The sequence below is a fragment of the Halopiger goleimassiliensis genome (assembly GCF_000455345.1).
Taxonomy (GTDB): domain Archaea; phylum Halobacteriota; class Halobacteria; order Halobacteriales; family Natrialbaceae; genus Halopiger_A; species Halopiger_A goleimassiliensis.
In genome coordinates this window covers 258,375-273,812 of the sequence record NZ_HG315690.1, presented here as the reverse complement: position 1 = coordinate 273,812, position 15,438 = coordinate 258,375, and the positions used below count along the sequence as shown (strand labels likewise).

General features: G+C 64.6%; 16 protein-coding genes. 9 read left to right on the top strand and 7 right to left on the bottom strand.

Features of this window, described 5'->3' with window-relative positions:
• Positions 1 to 31: 31 nt before the first annotated feature.
• The gene (locus TX79_RS01415) at positions 32 to 481 is read right to left on the bottom strand and encodes a UPF0179 family protein (protein WP_049925282.1); all 450 of its coding nucleotides are present in this window, start codon (positions 479 to 481) and stop codon (positions 32 to 34) included.
• A gap of 208 nt (positions 482 to 689) precedes the next feature.
• Here TX79_RS01415 and TX79_RS01410 point away from each other — a divergent pair, with 208 nt between their 5' ends.
• On the top strand, positions 690 to 1,130 hold the full coding sequence (locus TX79_RS01410; protein WP_049925281.1) for a universal stress protein: 441 nt from the start codon (positions 690 to 692) through the stop codon (positions 1,128 to 1,130).
• Between the two features lie 50 nt (positions 1,131 to 1,180).
• Here TX79_RS01410 and TX79_RS01405 read toward each other — a convergent pair whose 3' ends face one another.
• On the bottom strand, positions 1,181 to 1,591 hold the full coding sequence (locus TX79_RS01405; RefSeq protein WP_049925279.1) for a DUF5820 family protein: 411 nt from the start codon (positions 1,589 to 1,591) through the stop codon (positions 1,181 to 1,183).
• A 373-nt stretch (positions 1,592 to 1,964) separates the two neighbouring features.
• On the opposite strand from TX79_RS01405, the gene TX79_RS19155 reads away from it, so the two are divergent.
• The 5 genes from TX79_RS19155 to TX79_RS01385 are packed head-to-tail and all read left to right on the top strand — an operon-like array spanning position 1,965 to position 9,958.
• Positions 1,965 to 2,189, top strand: coding sequence for a hypothetical protein (locus TX79_RS19155; protein WP_154660440.1), 225 nt, complete (start codon positions 1,965 to 1,967; stop codon positions 2,187 to 2,189).
• The gene (locus TX79_RS01400) at positions 2,179 to 4,251 is read left to right on the top strand and encodes a PrkA family serine protein kinase (RefSeq protein WP_049925277.1); all 2,073 of its coding nucleotides are present in this window, start codon (positions 2,179 to 2,181) and stop codon (positions 4,249 to 4,251) included. Before TX79_RS19155 ends, TX79_RS01400 begins: the two co-directional genes overlap by 11 nt.
• 20 nt (positions 4,252 to 4,271) lie before the next feature.
• The gene (locus TX79_RS01395; RefSeq protein ID WP_049925275.1) at positions 4,272 to 6,557 is read left to right on the top strand and encodes a PrkA family serine protein kinase; all 2,286 of its coding nucleotides are present in this window, start codon (positions 4,272 to 4,274) and stop codon (positions 6,555 to 6,557) included.
• Positions 6,558 to 6,612: 55 nt separating this feature from the next.
• A complete protein-coding gene (locus TX79_RS01390) occupies positions 6,613 to 7,938 on the top strand; it encodes a YeaH/YhbH family protein (protein WP_049925273.1) in 1,326 nt (441 codons plus the stop codon).
• Positions 7,931 to 9,958, top strand: coding sequence for a SpoVR family protein (locus TX79_RS01385; RefSeq protein WP_049925271.1), 2,028 nt, complete (start codon positions 7,931 to 7,933; stop codon positions 9,956 to 9,958). Before TX79_RS01390 ends, TX79_RS01385 begins: the two co-directional genes overlap by 8 nt.
• Before the next feature lie 315 nt (positions 9,959 to 10,273).
• On the opposite strand, the gene TX79_RS01380 is transcribed toward TX79_RS01385, so the two are convergent.
• The 3 genes from TX79_RS01380 to TX79_RS01370 all read right to left on the bottom strand — a co-directional run bounded on the left by TX79_RS01380 (position 10,274) and on the right by TX79_RS01370 (position 11,617).
• Positions 10,274 to 10,723: a response regulator gene (locus TX79_RS01380; protein ID WP_049925269.1), complete on the bottom strand. Its 450-nt coding sequence runs from the start codon at positions 10,721 to 10,723 to the stop codon at positions 10,274 to 10,276.
• Positions 10,723 to 10,947 carry a HalOD1 output domain-containing protein gene (locus TX79_RS01375; RefSeq protein WP_230198522.1) on the bottom strand — a complete coding sequence of 75 codons (225 nt, stop codon included), beginning with the start codon at positions 10,945 to 10,947 and terminating at the stop codon, positions 10,723 to 10,725. The genes TX79_RS01380 and TX79_RS01375 overlap by 1 nt, the downstream gene beginning before the upstream one ends.
• A gap of 196 nt (positions 10,948 to 11,143) precedes the next feature.
• The gene (locus tag TX79_RS01370; protein WP_049925268.1) at positions 11,144 to 11,617 is read right to left on the bottom strand and encodes an Lrp/AsnC family transcriptional regulator; all 474 of its coding nucleotides are present in this window, start codon (positions 11,615 to 11,617) and stop codon (positions 11,144 to 11,146) included.
• A 276-nt stretch (positions 11,618 to 11,893) separates the two neighbouring features.
• Between TX79_RS01370 and TX79_RS01365 the strand changes: the two genes are divergently transcribed.
• The 3 genes from TX79_RS01365 to TX79_RS01355 all read left to right on the top strand — a co-directional run bounded on the left by TX79_RS01365 (position 11,894) and on the right by TX79_RS01355 (position 13,280).
• Positions 11,894 to 12,094 (top strand): hypothetical protein, encoded by a 201-nt coding sequence (locus TX79_RS01365; RefSeq protein ID WP_049925266.1) that lies wholly within the window; start codon positions 11,894 to 11,896, stop codon positions 12,092 to 12,094.
• A 129-nt stretch (positions 12,095 to 12,223) separates the two neighbouring features.
• Positions 12,224 to 12,811 (top strand): hypothetical protein, encoded by a 588-nt coding sequence (locus TX79_RS01360; protein ID WP_049925264.1) that lies wholly within the window; start codon positions 12,224 to 12,226, stop codon positions 12,809 to 12,811.
• A gap of 82 nt (positions 12,812 to 12,893) precedes the next feature.
• Positions 12,894 to 13,280, top strand: a complete 387-nt coding sequence (locus TX79_RS01355; RefSeq protein ID WP_049925263.1) for a secondary thiamine-phosphate synthase enzyme YjbQ — start codon at positions 12,894 to 12,896, stop codon at positions 13,278 to 13,280.
• Here the strand turns inward: TX79_RS01355 and TX79_RS01350 are convergent, their stop codons facing one another.
• Both TX79_RS01350 and TX79_RS01345 read right to left on the bottom strand, forming a co-directional pair.
• On the bottom strand, positions 13,281 to 14,615 hold the full coding sequence (locus TX79_RS01350) for an MFS transporter (protein WP_049925261.1): 1,335 nt from the start codon (positions 14,613 to 14,615) through the stop codon (positions 13,281 to 13,283).
• A gap of 75 nt (positions 14,616 to 14,690) precedes the next feature.
• Positions 14,691 to 15,350, bottom strand: coding sequence for a glycerophosphodiester phosphodiesterase (locus TX79_RS01345; protein WP_049925260.1), 660 nt, complete (start codon positions 15,348 to 15,350; stop codon positions 14,691 to 14,693).
• Positions 15,351 to 15,438: the final 88 nt, after the last annotated feature.

The window sequence follows — 15,438 nt, the reverse complement described above, 5'->3', positions numbered from 1 at the left end:
GGCGTACTGCAAGCGAGGAGCCGCGGCCTCGTCAGTCCTGGACGTCCAGTTCCACCAGCTCGAGCGACCGATCGAGGTGACAGACGTCGTGTGGCGGTTCGCCGAGGATTTCGCTGATCCGGTACTCCTCGTCGAAGTCGACGCCGTCGGGTTCGCAGTAGTCGTGGCTGGGACACTCGACGTACGGGCAGGGACCGGGAAGGCTCGTCTTGCTGCCCGCGAACGCGCCCTTCCCGTGGATGTTCGCGCGCACCGCGGTGACGGGTTCGACCTCGACGGCGCGGACGCCGCCGTCGTGCATGGCGCACTCGAGCGTCTGGGCGTTCTCGCGAACCTCGGTGACGCGGTACGTGGTGTCGGTCGAGAGATTGAGACACTGGCTGCGGTAGGGACAGCCCGCACAGCCGTCGGCCTCGCCCTGGTAGACGAACTCGGTCCCGGGCTCGGCCAGCCGGGTTCCGACGAGGGTAACGGTCGACATGGCCCGGAGTAGTCGCCACGCGGGGTTAAGCCTCACGCGTTCGGCGACACGCCAACTGGTGTCGTGTAGCGACCCCCGGAGTCGGTTCGTCAGTCAGGGGTTGGATCGGTGTCTGCCGGCAGTGCAGTCAGTTCGAACGTGGACGCTGGTTCACCGGAGCCGACAGTTACGTGATCGTTTCTTGTATCGGCGGTCCGTCAGTACGTGTATGGGGGAGCACGTTCTCGTTCCGATCGATCGGTCGTCCCAATCCGAGAACGCCTTCGAATACGTGCTGGAGAACATCCCGGAGCCGACCGTGACGCTGATACACGTAATCAGTCCACCGAGTGCGTTCTCGTACGGGAGCGAGACGGACCTGGATCTCGACCTCGAGAGGTACCGAGCGGAAGCCCACCGTCGACGGGACGAGGCCGACGCCCTTCTCGAGGAGTACCGTGAAAGCGCTGCGGAACGCGGGATACCGGCCGATACGGTCGTCAGGGTCGGGAAGCCGGCCGGACAAATCCTCGAGGCCGCCGAGAACCGGGACGTCGACCACATCGTCATGGGTAGCCACGGCCGTACCGGGGCGGGACGGGTACTGTTCGGCAGCGTGGCCGAGACCGTCACTCGCCGGGCGACCGTCCCCGTGACGATCGTTCGGTAACGAATCCCGGGCGGTGGATCGGTCGTCTCAACTAGCCGGGGATGCGACGGCTACCGTTCGTCGTCCGCGCGCCCAGTTAGCTCGTCCAGCCGGTCGAAGTACGCCTCTCGAGGCACCTGATAGAGTCCCCGGTAATCGATCTCCCCCGCGTCGAACCGGCGGGCGAGGTCGACGGCGTACTCGAGCGCCTCCTCCCGAGTGTCGAACCGCCGGCCGTCCTCGAGCGTGACCTCCGGCTCGAGATAGAGGGTGACGAACCAGTCCTCGGCCGCGGTCGTGTCGGTCGGGTTGCGACCGGGGCGGCGGGTTCGTCGGCCGTGGGTCAGGTAGAGCGTCGGGAGACAGGGGGCGGGAAACGCCGCCCCGTCGAAGACGTCGGGTCGGTAAGCGAGCACGAGGCGGCCGTCGTCGCCGTCGGCCCAGACGGTCCACGCCTCGGGAAGCGCCGAGCGGTCGGTCATGGTTCGAGATTGCGGGGTGGGACCTAAATCGGCGTCGGCTCTCTGGCGCAGCCGGTCGGCCACCGGGTTTCTAGCTCGTCGTGACCGTCCGCGCGCGAGCGCACCCCGACGCTGCAGGCCGATTCTTTTTGTCCGTGAGCGGTAAAAACGTGCAATGGTACCAATCCACAATCTACGATGTAGGGCGTTTTTGCCTGTAATTAACTCCTGATAAATATTTTTTGGGGCCAAGGTTAAGTGGCTGGATTACTCACTCATTAAATACTATCGGTATCCGTTCGCCGGACCGATCCACTCCGCGCCCGTCCCCGGCGCACGTCGCGTGAGTTCGCTCATGCGACGCTCGACACCGAAGAGTGGTGGACGCTCACACATGACACAGCAATCCGACGCCGCCCGTTGGGGGGTGCCGATCCGGCCGCTCCCCACCCACGACGACCGCGACGAGTCCGCGCTGGATCCCTCGGGCTCGACGGCGCGTGGCGGTTCGGCCCCGCGACGACCCGGCAGGTCCCGCGACGTCCACGCACAGCTACCCCGTGCGACCACGGACTACCGACGGCGGGGGATCCACATCCAACGATACCATGACCGGTGACATCGAGACGCTCGAGAAGCTCAGTACCGAATACAAGGAATCGATGCCCGCGGACCTGCGGGAGACGAAATCGTTCGACGAGTACCTCGAGACCTGCTACGAGGACCCGAAAGTCGCCCGCAACGCCCACCAGCGGGTCGCGGACATGTTCGACTACTACGGGACGACCTACGACGAGACGGAGGGCGTCGTCGAGTACCGGTTGGCCAGCGAAGACCCGTTACACGACGGGGAGAACACCTTCTACGGCCGGGTGATCCACCAGTCGATCCACGAGTTCGTCAACAAGGTGAAATCGGGCGCTCGCAGCCTGGGACCGGAACGGCGGATCAAACTCCTGCTCGGGCCGGTCGGGTCGGGCAAGTCCCACTTCGACAAGCAGGTCCGTCGGTACTTCGAGGATTACACCCTGCGAGAGGAGGGCCGGATGTACACCTTCCGGTGGACGAACCTCTGTGACGTCATCCAGGACCAGGATCCGGCGGACGACACCGTCCGGTCGCCGATGAACCAGGACCCGCTGGTCCTGCTGCCCCTCGAGCAGCGCCAGTCGGTGCTCGACGACCTGAACGAACGGCTCGAGGCCCCCTACACGATCCAGAACGAACAGGCGCTCGATCCCGAGAGCGAGTTCTACATGGACAAACTGCTGGCGTACTACGACGACGACCTCCAGCAGGTCCTCGAAAATCACGTCGAGATCGTCCGGTTCGTCGCCGACGAGAACAAGCGCCAGGGGATCGAGACGTTCGAACCCAAGGACAAGAAGAACCAGGACGAGACCGAACTCACCGGCGACGTCAACTACTCCAAGATCGCCATCTACGGGGAGAGCGACCCGCGCGCGTTCGACTACTCGGGGGCGTTCTGTAACGCGAACAGGGGGATCTTCAGCGGTGAAGAGCTGCTCAAGCTCCAGCGGGAGTTCCTCTACGACTTCCTCCACGCCACCCAGGAGCAGACGATCAAGCCGAAGAACAACCCCCGGATCGACATCGACCAGGTGATCGTCGGCCGCACCAACATGCCCGAGTACAAGGACAAGAAGGGCGACGAGAAGATGGAGGCGTTCAACGACCGCACCAAGCGGATCGACTTCCCGTACGTCCTCTCCTACGAGGACGAGGCCCAGATCTACCAGAAGATGCTCTCGAACGCCGACGTCCCCGACATCAACGTCGAGCCGCACACGCTCGAGATGGCGGGCCTCTTTGGCGTTCTGACGCGGATCGAGGAACCCGACGCCGAGACGGTCGATCTGCTCTCGAAGGCCAAAGCCTACAACGGCGAGATCGACGAGGGCGACGACATCGACGTCAAGAAACTCCGCGAGGAGGCCGCCCAGAAGGCCGAGATCGGTGAAGGCATGGTCGGCGTCTCGCCCCGGTTCATCGGCGACGAGATCGCCGAAGCCATCATGGACTCGAAACACCGCAGTCGCGGCTTCCTCTCGCCGCTGACGGTGTTCAACTTCTTCGAGGAGAACTTGGAGCACCACGGCTCCATTCCGGAGGACAACTTCGAGAAGTACTACCGCTACCTCGAGACGGTCCGCGAGGAGTACCGCGAGCGCGCCATCGAAGACGTCCGCCACGCGCTGGCCTACGACGTCGACGAGATCCAGCGCCAGGGCGAGAAATACATGGACCACGTCATGGCCTACATCGACGACGACACGATCGAGGACGAGTTGACCGGGCGGGAACAGGAGCCCGACGAGACGTTCCTGCGCTCGGTCGAGGAGAAACTCGACATCCCCGAGGATCGCAAGGACGACTTCCGCCAGGAGGTCTCGAACTGGGTCTCCCGGCGCGCCCGCGAGGGCGAGGCGTTCAACCCGCAGGACAACGAGCGCCTGCGCCGCGCGTTAGAGCGCAAGCTCTGGGAGGACAAGAAGCACAACATCAACTTCTCCGCGCTGGTCAGCGCCAACGAGTTCGACGACGACGAGCGCTCCGCTTGGATCGACGCGCTGATGGAACAGGGCTACTCCGAGGAAGGGGCCAAGGAAGTGCTCGAGTTCGCCGGCGCGGAGGTCGCCAAAGCGGAGATGGACGAGTAACATGATCGAGGGCGACTAACATGACCGGCGACGACTACGTCACCGAGGCCGACCGCACGTTAGAGGAGACCTACGAGGAGCCGATGAGCCTCGCGGCGTACGTCGATCGGATCTTCGAGAACCCGACGATCGCCTCCCACGCCTCGAAGTACCTGCTCGAGGCCATCGAGGCCGCCGGCACCCGGACGGTCGTCGAGGAGGGCGAGGAGAAAGAGCGGTATCGCTTCTTCGACGACCCCCACAACGACGGCGAACACGCCATCCTCGGCAACACGGAGGTGCTGAACCGGTTCGTCGACGACCTGCGGTCGATCGCCGCCGGTCGGGCGAAAGACGAGAAGATCATCTGGTTCGAGGGTCCCACGGCGACGGGCAAGTCGGAACTCAAGCGCTGTCTCGTCAACGGCCTCCGCGAGTACTCGAAGACGCCCGAAGGACGGCGCTACACGGTCGAGTGGAACGTAACCACGGCCGAGGCCGACGACCGCGGCCTGAGCTACGGCGGCGACCCGACGGCCGGCGACGACAGGAACTGGTACGAGAGCCCCGTACAGACCCACCCGCTGTCGGTGTTTCCCGAGGAGATCCGTCGTGAGATTCTCGCGGACCTCAACGCCGAACTCGAGGACCACGTCCCGCTCCAGGTCGACGCCGACCTCGATCCGTTCTCCCGCGAGGCCTACGAGTACCTCGAGGAGCGCTACCGCCGCGAGGGCGAATCGGACCTGTTCTCGGCGATCACGGACGACAGCCACCTCCGGGTCAAAAACTACGTCGTCGACGTCGGCCAGGGCGTCGGCGTCCTCCACAGCGAGGACGACGGCCGCCCCAAGGAACGGCTCGTCGGCTCCTGGATGCACGGCATGCTCCAGGAACTCGACTCCCGCGGGCGCAAGAACCCGCAGGCGTTCAGCTACGACGGCGTCCTCTCGCAGGGCAACGGCGTCCTCACCATCGTCGAGGACGCCGCCCAGCACGCCGATCTCCTGCAGAAACTGCTGAACGTCCCCGACGAGCAGTCAGTGAAACTGGATAAGGGCATCGGGATGGACGTCGACACGCAGCTGTTGATCATCTCGAACCCCGACCTCGAGGCGCAGTTGAACCAGCACGCCGACCGCAACGGGACGGACCCGCTGAAGGCGCTGAAGCGTCGGCTGGACAAACACCGCTTTGGCTACCTCACCAATCTCAGCCTCGAGTGCGAACTGATCCGGCGGGAGCTGACCAACGAGACGCAGGTCTGGGAGGCAGACACCTACGACGAACTCGAACAGCGCATCCGTCAGCCGGTGACGGTCACGGTGCGGGACCAGGACGGAACGACCCGAACCCAGGAGTTCGCGCCCCACGCCATCGAGGCGGCCGCCCTGTACGCGGTCGTCACGCGCCTCGACGAGGGGGACCTCCCCAACGGCCTGGATCTGGTCGACAAGGCGCTCATCTACGACCAGGGCTACCTCCGGGAAGGCGACACCCGTCGCGAGAAAGAGGAGTTCGACTTCGACGACGACGGGGCGGACGGCGATCACGGCATCCCGGTCACCTACACCCGGGACACGCTGGGCGAACTCGTCCAGACCGACCGCGACCGCCACCACGCCGAATTGCCCGTCGAGGACGTCGTCATGCCTCGCGACGTGCTGAACGCGATGGCCGAAGGACTGGCCGAGGCACCGGTGTTCTCGACCGGCGAACGCTCCGAGTTCGAGAACCGCGTGGTGCCGGTGAAAAACTACATCTACGACCGGCAGGAGGCCGACGTCATCGAGGCGATCATGCACGAGAAACGCGTCGACGAGGAAACCGTCGCCGAGTACGTCGAACACGTCTACGCGTGGGAGACCGACGAACCGCTGTACAACGACCGCGGCGAGCGGGTCGAACCGGATCCGCTGAAGATGAAGCTGTTCGAGGTCGAACACCTCGGCCGGTTCTCCGAGGACGACTACGAGGGGAACCTTCCCCGCGAGAGCGTCCGGAACTTCCGCCGGGAGAAGGTGATCACCTCGCTCAATCGCCACGCGTGGGAACACCGCAACGAGGACTTCTCGGTCGAGGACGTCGACCTGACGGCGATCCCGGTCATCAAGGCCGTCCTCGAGAGCCACGACTGGGACGACGTGCGGCGCACCTTCGAGGACTTCGACCCGCGCCAGTGGGACGACCCGCCGAGCGGGACGGAGACGGAAAGCGTCAAAGAATCGACGATCGAGACGATGGTCTCGGAGTTCGACTACAGCGAGGCGTCGGCCGAACTGACCAGCAGACACGTCATGGGACAGGTGAGCTACAGATGGGACTGACAGTCACGTACGGAACGGCGACGGGTACGAGCACGCGATCGGGAGGTGACCGCGGATGGGACTGAGAGACGACCTCGAGCGATTCCGCGAGGTCGGCGAGAAGCGCCGCGAGGACCTGGCCGACTTCATCCAGTACGGCGACCTCGGCCAGAGTCGTCCCGGCGAGATCAAGATCCCGGTCAAGATCGTCTCGCTGCCCGAGTTCGAGTACGATCAACGCGACATGGGTGGCGTCGGCCAGGGCGAGGACGGCACCCCCCAGCCCGGCCAGCCGGTCGGCGAGCCACAGCCCCAACCGGGCGACGGCGACGAGGACGGCGAACCCGGCGAGGAGGGCGGCGAGCACGAGTACTACGAGATGGATCCCGAGGAGTTCGCCGAGGAACTCGACGAGGAACTCGGCCTCGACCTCGATCCGAAGGGCAAGAAGGTCATCGAGGAGAAGGAAGGTCCCTACACCGACCTCACCCGAACGGGTCCCAACAGCACGCTCGACTTCGAGCGGATGTTCAAGGAGGGGCTCAAGCGGAAACTCGCGATGGACTTCGACGAGGACTTCCTGCGGGAACTCTGCAAGGTCGAGGGAATCGCCCCCCGCGAGGTCTTCGAGTGGGCCCGCGGCGAAAATCTGCCGGTCTCGATGGCCTGGATCGAGGAGGCCTACGACGCGATCCCCGACGACGAGCGCGGGACGTGGGACTCGATCGAGGAGGTCGAGAACAACGTCGAGCGCGAGGACGTCCAGCAGAAGATCCGCCGCGAGGGGATCGATCACGTCCCCTTCCGCCGCGAGGACGAGCGCTACCGCCACCCCGAGATCATCGAGGAGAAGGAGAAGAACGTCGTCGTGGTCAACATCCGCGACGTCTCCGGCTCGATGCGCGAGAAGAAGCGCGAACTCGTCGAGCGGACGTTCACGCCGCTTGACTGGTACCTCCAGGGCAAGTACGACAACGCCGAGTTCGTCTACATCGCCCACGACGCCGACGCCTGGGAGGTCGAGCGCGACGAGTTCTTCGGCATCCGCAGCGGCGGCGGGACGAAGATTTCGAGCGCCTACGAACTCGCCGCCGAACTGCTCGAGGAGTACCCCTGGAGCGACTGGAACCGCTACGTCTTCGCCGCGGGCGACTCGGAGAACTCCTCGAACGACACCGAAGAGCGCGTCATCCCCATGATGGAGGAGATCGACGCCAACCTCCACGCCTACGTGGAGACCCAGCCCAGCGGCAACGCGATCAACGCCACACACGCCGAGGAACTGGAGCGACACTTCGGAACGGACGCCGACGACGTCGCGGTGGCCTACGTCAACGACGAGAACGACGTCACCGACGCCATCTACGAGATCCTCTCCACGGAGGGTGAGACCGATGAGTAAACGCAACTCCAACGCGGATCGATTCCGCAAACAGGCGATCGCCGGCGACTTAGAGGAACCGGTGACGGAAGCCAGGAACCTCGCCCGGAAACTGGGGCTCGAGCCCTACCCGGTGAACTACTGGATCATCGACTACGACGAGATGAACGAACTCATCGCCTACGGCGGGTTCCAGTCCCGGTACCCCCACTGGCGGTGGGGCATGCAGTACGACCGCCAGCAGAAACAGGGCCAGTACACCGGCGGCAAGGCCTTCGAGATCGTCAACAACGACAACCCGGCCCACGCGTTCCTGCAGGAGTCGAACACGATCGCCGACCAGAAGGCGGTGATCACCCACGTCGAGGCCCACTCGGACTTCTTCGCGAACAACGAGTGGTTCGGCCTGTTCACTGACGGCCGCGCCGACGAGGAACAGGTCAACGCCGCGGCCATGCTCGAGCGCCACGCCCGGGCGATCGACGACTACATGTCCGATCCCGAGATCGATCGCGCGGAGGTCGAGAAGTGGATCGACCACTGTCTCTCGCTCGAGGACAACATCGACCAGCACAAGGTGTTCGAACGCCGCCTCGACGTCGAAGGACCCGCCGAGAACGTCGACGAGGACCTCGCGGAGAAACTCGACGAACTCGAACTCTCCGACGAGATCAAAGGCGAGGTGTTCGACGACGAGTGGCTCGAGAAACTCGAGGAGGAAGGCGAGAACGTCACTTTCCCCGAGGAGCCACAGAAGGACCTGCTGGCGTTCGTCCGCGAACACGGCAAGCAGTACGACGGCAAGAGCGAGCGGGCGGTCGAGATGGAAGACTGGCAGCGGGACGTCCTCGACATGATGCGCGCGGAAGCCTACTACTTCGCCGCCCAGAAGATGACGAAGGTGATGAACGAAGGGTGGGCCGCCTACTGGGAGTCGACGATGATGACCGACGAGGCCTTCGCCGGCGACGACGAGTTCATGAACTACGCCGATCACATGGCAAAAGTGCTGGCCTCGGGCGGTCTCAACCCCTACAGCCTCGGCATGGAACTGTGGGAGTACGTCGAGAACACGACGAACCGACAGGAGGTCCTCGAGCGACTGCTCCGCGTCGAGGGCATCTCCTGGCGCAACCTCGCCGAGGTCGTCGACTTCGAGGACGTGCTCGCGGCGCTCGAGCCACCCGAAGCGATCGACGTCATCACGCCCGAGACGCTCGACGAACTCGAGTCGGTTCCCGACGCCTGGGTCGACGAGGCGGCGCTCGAGGCGGCTCGAGACGGCGAGATCGACCTCGAGCGCTATCCCTGGAAGGTGCTGACCTACGAGGGGTTGGCCCGCCGTCACTACTCGCTGGTCAAGCCCCAGCACCGCGGCTTCCTCGCGCGCGTCAGCCAGAACGAACTCGAACGGATCGGGCGCTACCTGTTCGACGACGCCCGATACTCGAGCGTCGAGGAGGCGCTCGACGACGTCGAGTTCACTGCGGGTTGGGATCGGATGTTCGACGTCCGCGAGAGCCACAACGACGTGACGTTCCTCGACGAGTTCCTCACGGAGGAGTTCATCACCGAGAACAACTACTTCACCTACGAGCACTCGAAGGCGACCGGCCAGTTCCACGTCGCGAGCGATGCCGCCGAGGACGTCAAGAAGAAACTCCTCCTGCAGTTCACCAACTTCGGGAAGCCGACGATCGCCGTCTACGACGGTAACTACAACAACGCCAACGAACTCCTGCTTGGCCACCAGTACAACGGCGTCATGCTCGACCTCGGCCAGGCCGAAGAGACCTTAAAGCGGATCTTCGAACTCTGGGGTCGGCCGGTGAACCTGCTGACGATCGTCAAGGAGGTCAACGAACACGACGTCGAGGTCGCGAAACGCCGGAACCGTGAACCCGAACCCGAAGAGCGCGGAAAACTCATCCGGTACGACGGCCACGAGGTGACCGTCGAAGACGTTCCGTGGGAAGAAGTCGAACACCTCGCGGCCGACGACGTCGATTACGACACCAAACCCGAGGAGTGGCTGGCCTGAACGTCGGCGACCCGTCACTCACGGCACGATTTCGGACAGCGTCTTCAGGTTCTGAACACGCTAGAAGGGCTTAACCGTCTGTACTAGTGATAGGGTGTACGGACGGGGATCGAGGATGGACGAAGCCACCCAGGAAGAAGTCAGGGAAGCGATCCGCGAACTCGAGCAGGAAGAGGATCCTGACGAGATCATCGTCGCGGACAACTAGAGCCAGGTTGACGGGCACGTCGCTCGTCGACCGTGGCGCTGGGGTGGACCGTGGCGTACGGGGTGACAACTGATCGCACACGTCGTCGTGCGGACGAATCTAGCGTATCACGATACTGGCGGGAGGCGCACACACCCGAACCAGAACTCGTCGATCGTCTTCGCAACCCACTCGTATTCCTGAGTATCGGTCGGTTTGGGGACGTAAGCGTTCGCGTACGCGTCGTAACACCGCGTGACGGCCTCGGTTTCGTTGGCCTCGGTGAAGACGATGACCGGTAGTCGTCGCAACTGAGGCTCCGCTCGGATCGCCTCGAGTACCTCACAGCCGTCCTTTCCGGGCAGGTGGAGGTCGAGCAGTACGAGGTCCGGAGCCGAAGGCGGGTCGACCGTGGCGCGCTCTTTCAGGAACCGGATCGCCTCGAAACCGTCGGTTGCGGCGTGAATCGTCGTCGGGGTCTCGACGTCGTCGAACGCGGCTTCGAGACGGCAGATTTCCCCGGGATCCGACTGAACGAGCAGCAACTCCTTCGATTCCGAGCGCTGTGGGGCGGTCATCAGTGATCAGCCCGTGACTGATCGCCGGACCGTCCGGTCAGCCGAACGCTGCCGTCGCCGCTGATCGAGACGGTGAATCCGTAGTACGGGAACTCGACCTCGAGATCGGGATGGGAAGACTCGATCAGGTGATTCAGATGCGTCGTATCGACGACGTCGTACAGCGGCGGGAGATCCGCGGGATCGGCGTCCGTTCGGTTTGCTACCCGCTCGGCGATTGCCACGGTAAAATCGTCGTGAGATCGCTCCGGGTCGCGCCTCATCAATATACGGTGGCAGAGACTTGCGTCCTAAATAAACACAATGGCAAAGCACGATGGTAACGCGCATCCATACGTCATTTGGTTCGGATTTCCGCAACTCATAGAGTTGCTTATTTCCGCAATCGAGTCAGAACACCTATCTATCCACAGCGGGCGATCACTCGACCACTTCGACGCCGAAGTGATCGAACGGTTGTACCCGCGTCGACCTGGTGAATCGCTCGCCGGTGATGTCACAGCCGATGCTCTCGAGGCGTGTAGAGACCTCGGTGAGGTCGTTGGTGGTCTCCCCGACTGCCTCGACAGCCAGATTGTCCTTCCCCGAGAGGGCCTCGACGACACGGATCACCCCGTCGATCTCGAGGGCGTCCGCGGCGAACGATTGTCGCTCGGCGATCGGAACCGTACAGATGAAAGTAACGTGTAGCTGGTATCCGGCCTGCTCGTAGTTGATGTGTGGGTGATATCCCTCGATCACGCCGGCATCCTCGAGGCGTTCGATCCGGTTTCGGACCGTGTTCGGCGCTACCCCCACCTCTTCGGCGATGTCCGCGGCCGAGTTGTTTCGTGCGTCTTCCTGTAACAGATGGAGAATCCCCCTGTCGACGTCGTCCAGTTGGTGCGATCCCATCGTCGCACCGCTTCGCGGCGTACTCACAAGAGGGTACGGGATCCGGAGCGTCCGACGGCGTCGGCTACGAATCGGGACGCCACGCGCACCGGTAGCGGACGCCGAGAACTCTCTCTGGGATCACAATCGAGCCTCCAGTGCAGTATCCTACGGGGACCTGTCCCGTGGGCGACCGGACTATCCGTTCCTGTTGTCGGTCGTGAGTTTCAGTCCGGTTTTAGTTTCAGCCTGTGGCGTACCTTTTTATACGAGGTCCCGCCCAAACCGGGCGGAGTCATGCGACACCCCCAAGACGACCTCCTGATCGTGTACGCCCTCATCGAGTTCGCCCGCGAGCACAAGGGAACGTGCGTGGAGAACCACGCTCAGGAACTGGCCACCGAAATCGCGGACCAGCACGGACTGACGCCGATCGAAGTCGCGAAGCAACTCGAGGAACGGGGACGGGCCAACTGCTGGGAGGAGGACTGTCGCTAAGTCGCCCGAAATCGCCCGGCTACGCCAGGTCTCGAGTCGACGACCGACGCGGGTACGACGGTTTCAGATCGATTCACCTGACATAAATTGTCGGAAGACTTTTCTCCCTCTTCTCGCAAGAGGGCGCGCATGGATGGGGGACGTGTCGTCGGAGACAGCGACACCTGTGCCGATTTCGACCTGCCGACAGTGCTGGCGCAACTCGACGGGGACGAGGCCGGGCCGCGACGGGACGCCGTGGAGACGATCCGCGAGCACGTCGAGACCGATCCCGACGCCTGCCTGACTGCCGTGCCGAAACTCAGACGCCTCCTCTCGCAACCGGACCTCGAGTGCCACGAGGCCGTCGCGACCTGTCTCGCCCGCCTGGCCGCCCACTCGCCGGTCGACGTCGCACCGTCGGCGGACGAGATCGCGGCCTTCGTAACTGCCAACCCGGCGCACTCGGCGACGCCGGCCGCCTACCGCTGTCTCGCCGCGATCGCTACCGAGCGACCGGAGGCGCTGGTCGATCACGTTCCGTCGCTCGTCGACAGCCTCGAGAACGCCACTGCGGAGGGCCGAACGGCCGGGACGCTCGTGCTCGCTCGCGTCGCCGCGGTGGCCGACGTGCGCCTCGGGTCCGAGCGCGAACGGGTCCTCGAGCGACTCGCGACGGAGGATCCGGATCGGATCGTCCGGGACCGGACCCGGCGGACGCTCGAGCGTCTCTCGTAGCTCACCCGTTCCAACGAACGCCCGTCGCGAGGCCTCCCTCGAGACCGAAACTGACGGGCCAGGCGGCGGCGTACGATCGGCTATGACGTTTGCCGTCGACACCGACGATCGGCTCACGACCGTCGACGTCACCGACCGCGTTGCCGAGCGCGTCCCCGACGATCTGAAGGAGGGCGTCGTCACGGCGTTCGTCCAGCACACGACGGCCGCGCTCGTCGTCCAGGAGGACGACCCGCGGTTGCGCGACGACCTCGAGTCGTTCCTCTCGGAACTGGTTCCCGACGAGGGTCACGCGCACGACCGACTCGACGGGAACGCCGATTCGCACCTGCGGGCAACGCTGCTAGGTCCCGCCGTCACGGTGCCGGTCGTCGTCGGCGAACTCGACCTCGGGACCTGGCAATCGATCCTGCTCGTCGAGTGTGACGGCCCGCGGACCCGGTCGGTCGCGGTGACCACGACCGAGTGACTACCTGTATGCGTCGAACTCCCGTCCGAAGACGGCGAAGTAGACGACGCCGACCATGCCGACGATCGTCGCGATCGTAAAGGACAGTTCCGGACTGGCGAACTCCCAGAGGTACCCCCCGAGCGCGCCGCTGGGGACGACGAGCGCTCCACGCACGAGGTAGTACGACCCGGTGACGCGGCCGCCCGCACCCCGCTCCGCAGGGCCGACGATCAGCGCCTTGTGTGCCGGCAGTCCGGCGAACCGAAGCCCGGAGAAGGCAAAGAGGGCGATCAGGAGCCATCTCACGTCGATCGCCTCGACGTACTGCGGGGCGAAGATCAACACCACCGGGAAGATCGCGTAGACGAAGAATCCGAGGCCCACGACTGGCTTGAGGCCGGTGTACTCGGCGACCTTCGCCATCGGGGCCATCGTGAGCAAGGCGACGAGCATCTCGACGCTCAACAGGACGCCGAAGAACGCGGCCGGCGCGAGGTCGATCGTTCCGACGGCCGGCAGCGTCACCGTCAGTCCCACCTCGAGCAGTTGGGTGACGACCAGGATGAAAAACGCGTACACCATCCCGTTGGCGAACCGGACGAAAACGTCGGCGACCAGCAGCGGTCTGAGGGGTTCCGGCATCGCCCGCAAGTCGTCGACGATCTGCCCGACCCCCTGGAACTCGTCGCCGACGGTGTCCGCCTCGGCGTCGTAGAGGTAGTGCTGGGCGACGGTCCCGAGGATCGCGAAGGCGATGGCGATGACCAGCACCCACAGGAAGCCGGGCACGAGTTCGTCGGCGACGAGAGCGGCCACGATCAGCGGTGCGATCAGGAACGCCGTCCGCCGGAACGTCTCCGTGCTGGCGAACCCCCGGGCCAGTCGATCCGGTTCGGTCGCTTGCTTGACGATGGCGTAGTGGCCGCCGATCCCGAAGGACTTCCAGCACTGGGCCAACAGGAGGCCGACGAACACCCACAGCCACGGTTCGACGACGACCACGCCCAGATCCATCGGGTCGACGAACGCCGAGGCCAACCAGATCGCGAAGCCGAACGTCGAGAGGAAGCCGAAGACGGTCAGCGCGTACCGGGAGCCGACCCGGTCGGAGACGACGCCGCCGTAGTAGGGATACACCGCGCCGATGACGTTGCCGAGCGTCGAGAACAGGCCGACGACGAAGCCGCCGGCACCGAGGTAGACGAGGTAGTCCGGGAGGAACCGATTCGTCATCTGGAAACCCAGGCTGAACGCGAACATCGCCAGCGACAGGACGAGCACGTCCCGTTGTAACGAGAAGAACTGTCGAAACGCGTCCAGCGGCCCGGCGACCTCGGCCCGTTCGTTCGCCATCGTGAAGGGGTTCGATTCAGTGCCCCGTGAAATTGACGGTGAGCTGTCCGTTCGACCGGCGTTCGGTCGCCCGGACTAGAGCCGTATCGGGCGATCCGCGGAGACGCAGTCGACCCCACGCAGGCCGAGCAGTTTGGCGAGTGCCGTCCGTTCGATCGACCAGGCGTGGACCTCGAGTCCGACTGCCTTCGCACGCGGGACTAGCCTCGTGGTCAGACAGCGCGCGTAGTTCGCGCCGATGACGTCGCAGTCGAGTTCGACCGCCCTCGTCACCGGTCGCTCGAGGCGACGGCTGACGAGCAGGCCGGTCGGTTGCGTGGAATCGAGTTCACGCACCGCTCGAAGCTCCGGTTCGAGAAAGGAGGTCGTGACGACGCGGTTCGGGACGCCTTCGAGCGCTTCGAGGACGTCCGCGGCGATGCCCAGTTCCTTCATCTCGAGGTTGATCTCCACGTCCGGCGGCACGACGTCGAGCAATTCCTCGAGCGTCGGGATCCGTTCGCCGGACTCGAGGACGGTCCGGGCTTTCAGTTCCTCGAGCGACAGATCGGCGACGGCCCCGACGCCGCCGGTGACCCGATCGATCGTTTCGTCGTGGATCACGACGAGTTCGCCGGAGCCACAGCGGCGAACGTCGAACTCGACGGCGTCGGCCCGGTCGGCGGCCGACCGGACGGCCGCGACGGTGTTCTCGGGGGCGGTGGCGGCGAACCCACGGTGGGCGATCAGACGCATTCGACCGTGTATCGGGCCCGGACGCTGTTATACTGTTCGCTGGTACGGATCGTCAGCGGCGATGGGCCGGCACGAGCCACCCGTTCCA